Annotated in this window: 13 protein-coding genes and 1 other annotated feature; of the genes, 9 read left to right on the forward strand and 4 right to left on the reverse strand. The window is 51.3% G+C overall.

Annotated features, from left to right (window positions below):
* Positions 1 to 40 precede the first annotated feature (40 nt).
* Positions 41 to 1,219, reverse strand: coding sequence for an efflux RND transporter periplasmic adaptor subunit (locus B3Z23_RS13755; protein WP_294911050.1), 1,179 nt, complete (start codon positions 1,217 to 1,219; stop codon positions 41 to 43).
* A gap of 172 nt (positions 1,220 to 1,391) precedes the next feature.
* Here B3Z23_RS13755 and acrR point away from each other — a divergent pair, with 172 nt between their 5' ends.
* Positions 1,392 to 2,024, forward strand: a complete 633-nt coding sequence (gene acrR, locus B3Z23_RS13760; RefSeq protein ID WP_294911053.1) for a multidrug efflux transporter transcriptional repressor AcrR — start codon at positions 1,392 to 1,394, stop codon at positions 2,022 to 2,024.
* A gap of 19 nt (positions 2,025 to 2,043) precedes the next feature.
* On the opposite strand, the gene rsmS is transcribed toward acrR, so the two are convergent.
* Positions 2,044 to 2,214 (reverse strand): pleiotropic regulatory protein RsmS, encoded by a 171-nt coding sequence (gene rsmS / locus B3Z23_RS13765; RefSeq protein ID WP_072055949.1) that lies wholly within the window; start codon positions 2,212 to 2,214, stop codon positions 2,044 to 2,046.
* 168 nt (positions 2,215 to 2,382) lie between these two features.
* The gene (gene priC / locus B3Z23_RS13770) at positions 2,383 to 2,913 is read right to left on the reverse strand and encodes a primosomal replication protein PriC (protein WP_294911057.1); all 531 of its coding nucleotides are present in this window, start codon (positions 2,911 to 2,913) and stop codon (positions 2,383 to 2,385) included.
* A gap of 311 nt (positions 2,914 to 3,224) precedes the next feature.
* On the opposite strand from priC, the gene apt reads away from it, so the two are divergent.
* The 8 genes from apt (at position 3,225) to B3Z23_RS13810 (ending at position 12,237) form a co-directional block, all read left to right on the forward strand.
* Positions 3,225 to 3,776 carry an adenine phosphoribosyltransferase gene (apt, locus tag B3Z23_RS13775; protein ID WP_087487664.1) on the forward strand — a complete coding sequence of 184 codons (552 nt, stop codon included), beginning with the start codon at positions 3,225 to 3,227 and terminating at the stop codon, positions 3,774 to 3,776.
* Positions 3,777 to 3,963: 187 nt separating this feature from the next.
* Positions 3,964 to 5,904, forward strand: coding sequence for a DNA polymerase III subunit gamma/tau (dnaX, locus tag B3Z23_RS13780; RefSeq protein ID WP_294911060.1), 1,941 nt, complete (start codon positions 3,964 to 3,966; stop codon positions 5,902 to 5,904).
* Positions 5,240 to 5,301 (forward strand) — a sequence feature (DnaX frameshifting element). Its footprint overlaps the gene before it by 62 nt.
* 54 nt (positions 5,905 to 5,958) lie before the next feature.
* Positions 5,959 to 6,288, forward strand: coding sequence for a YbaB/EbfC family nucleoid-associated protein (locus B3Z23_RS13785; protein WP_038018760.1), 330 nt, complete (start codon positions 5,959 to 5,961; stop codon positions 6,286 to 6,288).
* Positions 6,288 to 6,893, forward strand: a complete 606-nt coding sequence (gene recR / locus B3Z23_RS13790; RefSeq protein ID WP_294911064.1) for a recombination mediator RecR — start codon at positions 6,288 to 6,290, stop codon at positions 6,891 to 6,893. The genes B3Z23_RS13785 and recR overlap by 1 nt, the downstream gene beginning before the upstream one ends.
* Before the next feature lie 105 nt (positions 6,894 to 6,998).
* Positions 6,999 to 8,867, forward strand: coding sequence for a molecular chaperone HtpG (gene htpG / locus B3Z23_RS13795; RefSeq protein WP_211259072.1), 1,869 nt, complete (start codon positions 6,999 to 7,001; stop codon positions 8,865 to 8,867).
* A 277-nt stretch (positions 8,868 to 9,144) separates the two neighbouring features.
* A complete protein-coding gene (gene adk / locus B3Z23_RS13800) occupies positions 9,145 to 9,789 on the forward strand; it encodes an adenylate kinase (protein ID WP_294911069.1) in 645 nt (214 codons plus the stop codon).
* A 122-nt stretch (positions 9,790 to 9,911) separates the two neighbouring features.
* On the forward strand, positions 9,912 to 10,871 hold the full coding sequence (gene hemH / locus B3Z23_RS13805; RefSeq protein WP_294911071.1) for a ferrochelatase: 960 nt from the start codon (positions 9,912 to 9,914) through the stop codon (positions 10,869 to 10,871).
* Positions 10,872 to 10,935: 64 nt separating this feature from the next.
* Positions 10,936 to 12,237 carry an inosine/guanosine kinase gene (locus B3Z23_RS13810; RefSeq protein WP_294911074.1) on the forward strand — a complete coding sequence of 434 codons (1,302 nt, stop codon included), beginning with the start codon at positions 10,936 to 10,938 and terminating at the stop codon, positions 12,235 to 12,237.
* Between the two features lie 37 nt (positions 12,238 to 12,274).
* On the opposite strand, the gene ybaL is transcribed toward B3Z23_RS13810, so the two are convergent.
* Positions 12,275 to 13,963, reverse strand: a complete 1,689-nt coding sequence (gene ybaL, locus B3Z23_RS13815; protein ID WP_294911077.1) for a YbaL family putative K(+) efflux transporter — start codon at positions 13,961 to 13,963, stop codon at positions 12,275 to 12,277.
* Positions 13,964 to 14,084: the final 121 nt, after the last annotated feature.

A 14,084-nucleotide genomic window follows, 5' to 3' on the forward strand; every position in this document is an offset into this window, starting at 1 on the left:
GGATCAGTGGCTCCTGTTATTACGAAGGTTTTTCTGATAATTACTGTGCATTACTGTCTGCCTGACTCTCGGCATCAGGTTTCACTTCTTCAGGGGTCACCTGAGCGCCTGGTTTCGCGCGTTGCAGCCCGACAGTAATGACTTTGTCGCCGTCACTCAGCCCTTTAGTCACGAGCCATTTATCACCAATGGCCTGTTCAGCTGTTACCGTCCGTACTTCAACTTTATTATCTGCACCGACAACCATAGCGGTGGCCTGCCCGGTAGGGGTGCGGGTAATGGCTTGTTGTGGCACCAGTAAGGCATTAGGGTTAGTCCCCTCGTCCAGTCGGGCACGCACGAACATTCCGGGGAGCAGCGTATTGTCAGGGTTCGGGACAATCGCCCGCAGAGTGATGGAGCCGGTGGTCTCATCTACCGTTACGTCAGAGAACTCCAGGGTTCCGGTATGGCTGAAGGTAGAGCCGTTATCCAGCACCACAGTAACCTGTGCTTTACCATTGACCTGCTGTAGTTTCCCTGAGGCCATTTCAGACTTCAGACGCAGGAAATCATCGCTGGACTGAGTCACATCGACATACAGCGGATTTAACTGCTGAACGGTGGCTAAAGCAGTAGTCTGTGCATTTTGTACCAGTGCACCTTCAGTGACGGATGATTTGCCAATACGCCCGGAGATAGGTGAACTCACCTTGGTATAGGCCAGATTAATTCTTGCGGTTTCTACACTGGCTTTGGCCGACTGAACGGCTGCGTTATCCTGCGCGGCGGTCGCTACGGCGGTATCATAATCCTGCTGACTGATATATTTGGTACCCATCAGCGGTTTATAACGACGCACCGTTAATTCCGCGATGCGTGCATTAGCTTGTGCCCTGGCTAAATCGCCCAGTGCACTATCATAAGCGGCCTGATAGGTAGCAGGATCAATCTGATACAAGGACTCACCAGCTTTAATGTCACTCCCTTCAACAAAGTTTCGCTTGAGAATGATTCCGGAGACCTGTGGTCGGACTTCTGCCACCCGGTAGGCTGATGTACGTCCGGGTAATTCGGTGGTGATTTTTAGCGGGGCGGTGTGTAGCGTCACCACACCAACCTGCGGAGCCTGCTGCTGTCCGGATGCCTGTGTCTTATTATTATCACACCCGGTAAGAGCCACGCTCCCGGATAACATCAGGATGGCCGCCAGAGGTGATAATCCTCTGTTTTTTTTCATAAATAAACCTCTAATATCCGGAATTTAACTCGCTACTGTCCCAAAGGTCGTGACCTGTAGCTGTGTAAAAATACAATCCATGCTATCGTACATATATACATGAATGTATGTAAATCGGTATATGCCGGATGACAGGGCATATACACTCCAACCCCATAAAGACAGACTTTATATGGCACGAAAAACTAAAGAGCAGGCACTGGAAACGCGAAATCAGATTATGGAAGCCGCGATCCACTGCTTTTCCACCGACGGGGTGTCTTCCACCTCGTTGTCAGATATTGCAACCCGGGCTGGCGTTACACGTGGAGCGATTTACTGGCACTTCAAAAATAAAATCGACATTCTTAATGAGATCTGGCTGCAATGCGATGCACACCTGGATGAACTGGAACATAAATATCAGATTCAGTTTCCGGACGACCCGCTGGCTCAGATGAAAGCACTGCTTGTTACATTGTTGCAATCGACTGTGACAGACCGCTCACGTCGGGCATTGATGGAAATTATATTCCATAAATGTGAGTTTGTCGGAGAAATGGAAACATTTCAAAAAATCCAGCAAAGCCTTTTACTTGAATGTTATCCCAAAATTGAAGCTTCTTTACATAACTGTATATGCCAAGGGCAGCTTCCCCCTAATCTCAACACCCGCCAGGCTGCCATAATAATGCGCAGTTATATCAGCGGTTTGATGGAAAACTGGTTATTTACTCCTGCAAGTTTCAACTTAGAAAAAGAAGCACCTGATTTAGTTGAAGCTTTTATTGATATGCTTCGTCTGAGTCCGGCACTGCAAAAATAGCCTGCAGACACCAGTAATGTCAGGTTCCTGGTGTCATTCCTTGTTCTTCGCTATCTCGCTTGGCGAGGTAATCCTGTCGGACAATTTCCAGCGCTTTTAGTACCAGCCGGGCTGGTAGCTGGTTCTCTTCTAAAAGCATAATTAAATCAACAGCAAGTTTAACCTCTTCAGGTGCAGATTCCAGCGACATAAAGTTAACCTGTTCTGTAAAAAAGTGATTTACCTGTATGTGCGGTAACTTCCGGGACTTCCCATACCGCATCAGTGGCAAATTATCGTCGGGAGGACAGACCTTATCTTCCCGTTATCTTTCAGCGTCTGACGTGGTATGCCGCAGGCAGGCATGGCAGGGCCAGAGCTACTCTGGTGCAGGTGAACGAACCGAGGACTCCCAGTAACTCTCCTGTAACGCGGCCCGGCAGCGGGCCAGTCGCTGTTCCAGTATGTTCAGCTTACCGGCGATCAGTTGCTGTTCCTGTAAAGTCTCTGCGTGGTTCAGTCGTTGTTCATGCGAAGAGATCATCTCACACAATCTGGACTCATAACCCCGTTGTTCCCGATACTTATTCAGCCAGAAGTCAGCCATAGTGGGTGATACTGCGTTTCTGCTCTCCAGAGTATCCAGTTCTCGCTGCATGGCCTGGCATTGATCCAGTAGTCGTTGTGACAGCCAAAGAAATTTTGGGGATTGACCTGAACTCATCCTGGACAGCTTACTCAGACTGCTATTGATTTGCTCAAGATAATCCTGAAGCCGGTTACCATTATCCGCAAATAACTGCGGGTCAAAGCGTTTTTCTCTGCATAGCGGGTTGCCTGCCTGCTCAACCTGACGGCATAAATGGGCGAAAAATGCCGTAAACTGACGAATCACTTTTTCTTTATTCATATATACTCGCCCGTCACGAAGGATTCTTATCTGTCAGAAAAAAGGTTACCTGCTCTGCCTGCCGTCTCCTTTATAAACAGACTGATTGCATACAGAGAGAGGACTGATTTATGGTAAGAACATTGATCCCGGATTGTACAACAGTATAAATAAGCACAAGTCACGGCTCTGAGGTTGCAATTGTTTTGCAGTTTGCTTAGATTTGTCCGTTTTCGTGCGCGGTCCCTCTGATAATGACTTAGCCGGCCAGGGTGATGTCACCGTGAGCGGTCGGGGCTGCGTGTTACTGAGACTTCACCAGGCGTACCATTATGAGCGTAACTGAGCAACAGCTTGAATCCATTAAAAATAGCATTAAAAGTGTTCCGGACTATCCAAAACCCGGAATCCTTTTCCGTGATGTTACCGGACTGCTGGAAGATGTAAAAGCGTATTCAGCGACCATTGAAGTGCTGGTTGAACGTTATCGTGGCAAGGGCATTACCAAAGTGGTTGGGACCGAAGCACGTGGTTTTTTATTTGGTGCGCCGGTGGCGCTCGGGCTGGGTGTCGGTTTTGTTCCCGTGCGTAAACCGGGTAAGCTGCCACGTGAAACTTATCGTGAAGAGTTTTCTCTTGAATATGGTACCGATGTGCTGGAAATGCATACCGATGCTGTAAAACCTGGCGATGTGGTGCTGGTGGTGGATGATCTGCTGGCTACCGGCGGGACCATTGAAGCGACTGTTAAGCTGATTCGTCGTGCTGGCGCCGAAGTTCATGATGCTGCCTTTGTGATCAACCTGTTTGATCTGGAAGGTGAGTCCCGTCTGCGGGCGTTAGGTATCGACTGCTTTAGCGTGGTTAATTTCCCGGGTCACTAATCAGCACAATGGGTGACGACCTTGCCCTGACCTAAATTTATAGGCAATGAGCCAGGTGGCTGATACACTAGAGCGTGCAGAGACAAGCCGGGTCAGGCTTCGTCTGCTGCCGCTATCGATTCGAGATGCAGTGTCACCTCACGGGGCGCTGCATGATGTGTTAACCCTATCCAGTGACTAAAATTCCATGAGTTATCAGGTTCTTGCGCGAAAGTGGCGACCTCAGGTTTTTGCTGATGTAGTCGGCCAACAGCATGTTTTGACCGCGCTGGCCAATGGTTTGTCATTGGGCAGACTTCATCATGCTTATCTCTTCTCCGGCACCCGGGGGGTGGGTAAAACCACCATTGCCCGGCTGCTGGCAAAAGGGCTGAACTGTGAACAAGGGATCACTGCGACCCCCTGCGGACAGTGTGAGAACTGCCGGGAAATCGAGCAGGGCCGGTTTGTCGATCTGATTGAAATCGATGCGGCTTCCCGTACTAAAGTCGAAGATACCCGGGACCTGCTGGATAACGTTCAATACGCACCGGCCCGCGGTCGTTTTAAAGTGTATCTGATCGATGAAGTTCACATGTTATCGCGCCATAGTTTCAACGCATTGTTGAAAACACTGGAAGAGCCTCCTGAACATGTGAAATTTTTGCTGGCGACTACCGACCCGCAAAAATTACCAGTGACCATTCTTTCCCGTTGCCTGCAGTTTCATCTTAAAGCTCTGGATGTAGAACAGATCAGCCAGCAGTTAACACGGATTCTTAACAGCGAAAATATCAGTGCCGAACCGCGGGCCCTGCAGTTGTTGGCCCGTGCGGCGAATGGTAGCCTGCGTGATGGTTTAAGCCTGACGGACCAGGCGATTGCCATGGGACAAGGGGCGGTGACCACAGACACGGTAGCAGGAATGCTGGGTACTCTGGACAGCAGTCAGCCACTGGCATTGATTGAGGCGTTGGCTGCTGGTCAGGGAGAGTCGGTGATGACTCTGCTGCAACAAGTTGCCGCCCGGGGAGTGGAATGGGAATCGCTGCTGGTGGAGATGCTGCGTCTGTTGCACTGTGTCGCCATGCTGCAGTTATTACCCGGTTCGCTGAATGAAGAGTTCATCACCAGTGAACAACAATTAAGGGAACTGGCGAGAAAACTCCCTCCGGAGGAAGTTCAGCTCTACTATCAGACGCTGCTGATGGGCAGAAAAGAGTTGCCACTGGCGCCTGACCCTCGCATGGGGGTTGAGATGACCTTGTTGCGTGCCCTGGCTTTTCATCCACTGGCCGTGACTGAAACGGCTCCGGCAGCAGTGCCTGCCGGCGTCCCGACTGCGATGGTTCAGCCAGCGGCGGTTGCTCCCGCGTCAGCACCTGCGGCAATCAGTACCGCTTCGTCAGAAGCCCCGGCTGATCCACCTCCGGCTATCTCCGGGACCACCAGCCAGTTACTACAGGCGCGGACAGAGCTGTTACGCCGGGGAGCCAGTAGCACAAAAAAGACTGAGCCGGCGGTGCAAACCGCGCAGCCGGCACAGAATGCCCTGCAGCGACTGGCTGCGGTGACAGAGCGGGGGAGCAAAGCCCGCTCCGCACAGAGTGATGCGAAAAGTCAGCCGGAAAAGAAGGAACGTTATCGCTGGAAAACGCAACAACCTGAAGCGGAAATTGCCCAGCCGGTGACCACACCGAAGGCGCTACGTACTGCTCTGGAGCATGAAAAAACGCCGGAGCTGGCGGCCAGACTGGCAGAGGAGGCCCGACAACGCGATCCCTGGGCTGCAGAAATTGCCCGGCTAAATTTGCCAAAACTGGTGCAGCAACTGGCGCTTAACGCCTGGAAGCAACAACAAGGGCACAGCGTTTGTCTGCACCTTCGCCCGGCGCAGGGACACCTGAATTCACCTTCGGCTCGTAAAGTGCTGGAGGAAGTTTTGTCGGCTCAGGCAGGCGAAACGGTTGAACTGACCATCGAGGCAGATGATAATCCGGCTGTACTGACACCACTCGAATGGCGTCAGGCAATTTATGAAGAGAAACTGAACCAGGCGCGTCAGTCGATGGTGAATGATCCTTATATCCGGACATTGCAGAAATTATTTGATGCGGATCTGGATGAAGAAAGCATCCGGCCCGTGTAATCATGCTGCAGGTCATCATCAGGATGACTGTGGCCTAAGCAGAGAGAGAGTATTATGTTTGGTAAAGGTGGTCTGGGTAACTTAATGAAGCAAGCCCAGCAAATGCAGGACAAAATGGCTCAGGTTCAGGAAGAGATCGCCGCACTGGAAGTGACTGGCGAATCCGGTGCCGGTCTGGTTAAAGTCACCATTAATGGTGCTCATAACTGCCGTCGCGTGGAAATCGACCCAAGCCTGCTGGAAGACGACAAAGAGATGCTGGAAGATCTGGTTGCTGCCGCATTTAACGATGCTGCACGCCGCATTGAAGAGACTCAGAAAGAAAAAATGGCCTCGGTTTCTGCAGGAATGCAGCTGCCTCCTGGCTTTAAGATGCCATTCTGATGCAGACAAGCCCGCTGCTGGAATCTCTGATGGAATCACTGCGTTGCCTGCCCGGCGTCGGGCCTAAGTCAGCGCAGCGGATGGCGTTTCATTTGCTGCAACGGGATCGTAGTGGCGGGATGCGTCTGGCACAGGCGCTGACCCGTGCGATGTCTGAAATTGGCCACTGTTCTCATTGCCGTACCTTCACAGAACAGGAAATCTGTACCATCTGCGCGAATCCAAGGCGTCAGCAGAATGGTATTATTTGCGTCGTGGAAAGCCCCGCAGATATCCACGCAGTGGAGCAGACCGGCCAGTTCTCCGGTCGTTACTTTGTACTGATGGGGCATCTGTCCCCGTTAGACGGTATCGGTCCGGGGGATATCGGTCTGGATATTCTGGAACAGCGCTTACAGAACGAAACCATCTCAGAGGTGATTCTGGCGACTAACCCGACCATTGAAGGCGAAGCAACCGCGAATTATATTGCTGATCTTTGCCGGCAGTACTCTGTGGATGCCAGCCGCATTGCGCATGGTGTTCCGGTGGGCGGAGAGCTGGAAATGGTGGACGGTACGACACTGTCACACTCGCTTGCGGGTCGTCAAAAGTTTAAATATTAATCGCTTGCTGATGTTCTTCAGGAACATCAGCTTGAAATCCCCGGTTTCATCCCCATCTCATATCCCGACGTTCGTTAATCCTGATTTTTTGAGGTATCAATGACAATGAAAGGACAAGAGACTCGTGGTTTCCAGTCGGAAGTAAAACAACTTCTGCAACTGATGATCCATTCGCTCTACTCAAATAAAGAGATCTTTTTGCGCGAGCTTATCTCTAACGCATCTGATGCAGCAGATAAACTTCGTTTCCGCGCCCTGTCAAATGCTGACCTGTATGAAGGCGATGGTGAGTTACGCGTTCGCTTATCAGTCGATAAGGAACAGCGCACCCTGACTCTGAGTGATAACGGCATTGGTATGAGCCGTGAGGAAGTTATTGACAACCTGGGCACCATTGCAAAGTCAGGAACCAAAGCTTTCCTTGAGTCAATGGGATCTGACCAGGTAAAAGACAGCCAGCTGATTGGTCAGTTTGGTGTCGGTTTTTATTCAGCTTTTATCGTGGCCGATAAAGTCACGGTCCGCACACGTGCTGCCGGTGCGCCTGCCGATCAGGGAGTATTCTGGGAATCGGCCGGGGAAGGGGAATATACACTGGCCGATATCGAAAAAGCCGATCGTGGAACAGAAATTACTCTGCACCTGCGCGAAGGTGAGGATGAGTTCCTCGACAGTTGGCGGGTACGTAATATCGTCAGTAAGTATTCTGACCATATTGCACTGCCGGTAGAGATTGAAACTAAAGATGAAGAAAACGAGACCACGACCTGGGAGAAAGTGAATAAAGCCCAGGCCCTGTGGACCCGAAGTAAGTCAGATATCACTGACGAAGAATACAACGATTTTTATAAGCACATCGCTCATGACTTTACCGATCCGCTGATCTGGAGTCATAACCGCGTTGAAGGTAAACAGGAATATACCAGCCTGCTGTATATCCCGGCTCAGGCCCCCTGGGATATGTGGAACCGCGATCATAAGCACGGTTTGAAACTGTATGTACAGCGCGTATTTATTATGGATGACGCCGAACAGTTTATGCCGAACTACCTGCGGTTTGTCCGTGGTCTGATAGATTCTAATGACCTGCCGTTGAATGTTTCCCGTGAAATTCTGCAGGACAGCCGGGTGACCCAGAGTCTGCGCAGTGCGTTAACTAAACGTACTTTGCAAATGCTGGAGAAACTGGCAAAAGATGATGAAACCAAATATCTGCAATTCTGGAAGGCTTTTGGTCTGGCACTGAAAGAGGGGCCAGCCGAAGACCCGACCAATCTGCCAGCCATTGCGAAGTTGCTGCGTTTTGCTTCAACGCATACTGACAGTTCAGAACAGACGGTGACACTGGAACAGTACATCAGCCGTATGTCTGAAGGTCAGGAAAAAATCTATTACATCACTGCTGACAGCTATGCTGCAGCGAAAAACAGTCCGCACCTGGAACTGTTCCGTAAGAAAGGGATAGAAGTCTTACTGCTGTCTGAACGTATCGATGAATGGATGATGAGCTATCTGACTGAGTTTGATGGCAAGGCCTTCCAGTCAGTCAGTAAAGCCGATGATGCCCTGGATAAACTGGCTGACGAAGAAACAGAAGAGCAGAAAGAGAGCGAGAAAGCCCTTGAGCCGTTTGTTGAGCGGGTAAAAACCTTGCTCGGTGAGCGGGTGAAAGATGTGCGCCTGACGCATCGTCTGACGGATACTCCGGCCATTGTGGTGACCGATGCCGATGAAATGAGTACTCAGATGGCGAAACTGTTCGCGGCGGCAGGTCAGGAAGCGCCGGAAGTTAAATACATTTTTGAAATAAATCCTGAGCATCCATTGGTGAAGCAGGCTGCAGCAACGACAGATGACAGTCGTTTTGCCGACTGGACCGAGTTATTGCTCGACCAGGCACTGTTTGCTGAACGCGGAACACTGGAAGATCCTAACCAGTTTATCCGTCGCATGAACCAGTTGCTGCTGGGATAATCAGCTAATTTTCAGCATAAAATGCCCCGGCTTGCCGGGGTATTTTTTTGGTTAACGCGGCGGAAGCTAAAATTCGCATCAGTCGCACGATGGGTGATGATTTTAGGGTTATTTTGCTGCCAGATGTTGATGTTACCGATAACAAGCCGTCTTTCTGTACAGTTCCCCCATTTACCTGACTCCCGGCCGCTCCTTTCCTTGTGGATAGCGGGACATAATGTTATGTTTTTGCCCTTCAGAAAGTTTATTAAACGCGATTCGCAAGAGGTATTACGCAATGCGTATTATTTTGCTCGGTGCTCCGGGTGCAGGTAAAGGAACTCAGGCTCAGTTCATCATGGAGAAATACGGTATTCCGCAGATCTCTACCGGTGATATGTTACGTGCAGCAGTGAAAGCTGGCACAGAGCTGGGTATGCAGGCCAAAGCCATTATGGATGCGGGTAAACTGGTGACAGATGAGCTGGTCATTGCCCTGGTTAAAGAGCGCATTGCGCAGGATGACTGCAAAGCTGGTTTTCTGCTGGATGGTTTCCCGCGGACGATCCCTCAGGCTGATGCCATGAAAGACGCCGGCATTACCGTGGATTATGTCCTGGAATTTGCGGTTCCGGATGACATTATTGTCGACCGTATCGTTGGTCGCCGTGTGCATGCGCCTTCCGGGCGTGTCTACCACGTCACCTATAACCCGCCGAAGCAGGAAGGTGTGGATGATGTGACCGGTGAAGAACTGACCATCCGTAAAGATGATCAGGAAGAAACGGTACGTAAACGTCTGGTAGAATATCATCAGATGACCGCTCCATTGATTGCTTACTACAGCAAAGAAGCCGCTGAAGGCCATACCCGTTATCAGAAAATCGACGGTACCCGCCCTGTGGCGGAAGTCAGCAAAGAGCTGGCCACCATCCTGGGTTAATCCCTGCGCGGACCGGAATTTGCCGGTTCGCACTGCCATCAATCACAGTAATTGCTTTTCCCTTCGCCTGGATACGCTACAATAAGCCTTTCTTTGTACAAGCTTATTATCAGGGAATTACTATGAGGCAAGATAAGCCGGGTGTCCTGCTGGTGAATTTAGGCACGCCTGATGCGCCAACCTCTTCTGCGGTCAAACGCTATCTGAAGCAATTTCTTAGTGACAAACGGGTGGTGGATGTCCCGCGTCTGATTTGGTGGCCGGTACTCAACGGCGCGATTTTGCCATTACGCTCTCCGCGGGTCGCCAAACTCTATGCTTCGGTATGGATGGAGGAGGGGTCACCACTGCTGGTGTTCAGTAAACGTCAACGGGATGCGCTGGCAGCGAAGACAGATATGCCGGTCGCTCTCGGGATGAGCTACGGTAATCCATCGCTGGACAGTGCTGTGAACCAGCTTCTGGAACAAGGTGTGACCCGTCTGATTGTCTTGCCACTCTACCCGCAATTCTCTTCCACCACCGTATCGGCTGTCTGGGATGCGCTGCATCAGATATTTCTTCCGGTCCGGACATTACCGGATATCCATTTTATTCGTGATTATGCGACTCATCCGGGTTACATCGCTGCCCTGAAAGCCTCAGCAGAACGTGCCTTTGCCGAACATGGTAAGCCGGATGTGTTATTGCTGTCGTTCCACGGTATACCTCAGCGTTTTGCTAATGAGGGGGATGATTATCCGCAGCGTTGTGCTGAAACCACCCACTTACTGCGTGAAGCGTTGGGAATGTCGGAACAACAACTGCTCATGACCTATCAGTCACGCTTCGGGCGTGAACCCTGGCTGACACCTTATACCGACGAAACCGTCAAATCACTGCCAGGCAAAGGTATTCGTCATATTCAGGTGATGAGCCCCGGTTTTTCCGCCGACTGTCTCGAGACTCTGGAAGAGATTAATGGCCAGAACCGCGAGTTTTTCATGCATGCAGGCGGTGAGAAGTTTGAATATATCCCGGCACTCAATGACGATGAACTGCATATTGATATGATGTTACAGCTCGTCAGCCAGTACCGATGACATAGCCGTTAATCGCGGGAATTATGCTAGAATTTGCGTTTATTCCTGCGATTAACTAAAAAAGATGAAATTCCCCGGTCAGCGTAAATCTAAACATTATTTTCCGGTCAGTGCCCGTGACCCGTTACTTCAGGCCGTCCCGGCCGATTCAGAGACCACGCCTCCGGTGGTCGGTATCGATCAAATCATGGTTGATATCGAAGCTAAAGTGGATGACTCCTTTCTTGAACGCTACGGCCTGAGCCGCGGGCATTCGCTGGTGATCGATAATGATATCGCCGAGGCACTTTACCGCGAGCTGGTGGCCGGGCAACTGATTACGCACCAGTTTGCCGGAGGCACTATCGGTAACACCCTGCATAATTACTCAGTACTGGCAGACGACCGCTCGGTATTACTGGGGGTGATGTGCAGCAATATCAAAATCGGTGATTATGCTTACCGATACCTGTGTAATACCTCCAGCAAAGTTGACCTGAACTGTATGCAAGGAGTCCTGGGGGCGATAGGCCGCTGTTACACCCTGATCAGTGAGCAGGGTGAACGGACGTTTGCGATAAGCCCCGGCGATATGAATCAGCTGCTTCCGGAAAGTATTCCCGAACAGCAAATTGCCGAAGCGGCTGTGCTGGTACTCACTTCTTACCTGGTGCGGGCGAAAGCGGGCGAACCCATGCCACAGGCCACCATGAAAGCGATAGAATACGCTAAAAAACATCAGGTGCCGGTGGTGCTGACTCTGGGGACGAGACATGTGATTGCAGAAAACCCGCAATTCTGGCGTGATTTTTTGAGTGAACATGTTTCGATTGTGGCAATGAATGAAGATGAAGCCTGTGAGCTGACAGGAGAATCAGATCCGTTACTGGCGACAGATAAAGCACTACAATGGGTTGACCTGGTACTCTGTACCGCCGGACCGGCTGGCCTGTATATGGCCGGATTTACCGAAGACGCCAGCAAGCGGAAAACTAATCTGCCATTACTGCCAGGAGCTATTCCCGAGTTTAACCAGTACGAATTCAGTCGTGGAATGCGCCGTCAGGATTGCCGGCAACCGGTAAAGATCTATTCACATATCGCACCTTATATGGGTGGGCCGGAAAAAATTATGAATACCAATGGCGCCGGCGACGGGGCACTGGCTGCGGTGCTGCACGATATTACGGCCAACAATTACCACCGGCAGAAAGTGCCTAATTCCGCCAAACATGCGCACCATTATCTGACGTATTCCTCGCTGGCACAGGTATGTAAATATGCTAACCGGGTCAGTTATCAGGTCCTGAATCAGCACTCGCCACGGCTAAGCCGGGGTTTACCGGAGCGGGAAGACAGTCTGGAAGAAGCCTACTGGGATCGTTGAATGCCGGCTGCCCGGAAATGGGCAGCCTGGAGTCCGGTCAGACCGGACACTGTTGGCTGAGCGGCTGCTCTTCTATCTCTGTTTCCAGGATATCCAGCATGCTGTTAGCAATTTCCCGCTCACCCATAATTACCCGGTTAGCTCCCCGTTCCATAATATAGGTGACTTCGTCATCGTAATGAGCCCTGGCAATAATCGCGATATCCGGGCGTTTCTCTCTGGCTGCAGCAATGATCTCACCGGATTCATAGCCGTTAGGGATAGTCAGTAATAACCAGCGGGCACAATCCAGTCGGGCGACGTCCATAATTTCGTGGCGTGCTGCATTTCCGGATACTGCATGAATACCCTGTTCACGGACCACCTCCACCCGGGCCCTGGTGGTTTCAATCACTACCACCGGTATCCGCAGGTTAGTCAGCTTCTGACATAACAGGCTGCCCACCCGACCATAACCGACGATCACGGCATGGTTACAGATCTCCAGCGGGACCAGAATCTCCTCTTCCTGCTGAGCTGGCTGACTGTTATCGCTCTGCTGTTCGGTTTTCATCAGATAGCGCTCTGCCAGAGTGAACATTACCGGATTTATCATGATCGACAGGATAGCGGCAGCCAGTACCAGATTGCGTCCGTCTTCATTCAGCAGCCCCAGAGACACCCCCAGCCCTGCCAGGATAAATGCAAATTCACCTATCTGCGCCAGGCTGACCGAAATGGTCATTGCGGTGCGGCGGGTATGACCCAGCCAGCTCACCAGCAACCAGGCTGCGACGGATTTGCCGAACAGTATGATGGCCAGAGCACCGAGTACCGCCAGTGGCCGCTCAATCAGAATATGTGGGTCAAACAGCATGCCGACCGAGACAAAAAACAGCACCGCAAAAGCATCACGCAGCGGCAAGGTATCGTGTGCTGCGCGATGGCTCAGTTCTGATTCGTTCAGCACCATCCCCGCGAAGAAAGCCCCGAGCGCGAAGGAAACATCAAAGAATTCAACGGCCCCGAAGGCAATACCCAGCGCCAGTGCCAGAACGGCCAGGGTAAATAACTCACGTGAGCCGGTGGCGGCGCTTTTCGCCAGAATCCACGGCACTGCTCGCCGGCCAAAAACCACCATAATCACCATAAAAGCAACTACTTTGCCAATGGTAATCAGCAGGTCCCATAACAACAGACTCAGACTGGCATTTCCCTGTTCCATCATCCCGGCGATAGCCGGCAGTAAGACCAGGGTCAGCACCATCACCAGGTCTTCGACAATCAGCCAGCCAATAGCAATCCGGCCGCGTTGACTGTCCACCAGTTGTCGCTCTTCAAGAGCCCTGAGTAACACCACCGTACTGGCGGTGGACAGACAGAGACCAAATACCAGACCGGTCATCAGATTCCAGCCGAGGGCCGAAGCAAGCCCCAGGCCAAGGAGTGTCGCGACAAAGATCTGCGCAATCGCACCGGGAATGGCAATTCCTTTTACCGACATTAAATCTTTCAGCGAGAAATGTAATCCCACGCCGAACATTAGCAGGATGACTCCCAGTTCAGCCAGTTCCGGCGCGAGATTGGTATCAGCGACAAATCCCGGGGTAAAAGGGCCCGCCAACACACCGGCCAGCAGATAACCCACCAGCGGAGAAATTCGCAGTTTATTCGCCAGCATACCGAGCAGAAAAGCCAGCACTAACGCGCCGACAATGGTGGTGATCAGGGGAGTAGTATGGTGCATGATCTCTCCTTAACGGCATGGCAATCCTTGCTGGCCGTGAATGATGGGGCACATCAGATGCTAATCCGAAACACAGTTATTTATCCAAAATAGCAAAAATTGAACGAAAGCTGGTGAAAAA

The sequence above is a fragment of the Tatumella sp. UBA2305 genome, from assembly GCF_002345795.1.
GTDB lineage: Bacteria > Pseudomonadota > Gammaproteobacteria > Enterobacterales > Enterobacteriaceae > Tatumella > Tatumella morbirosei.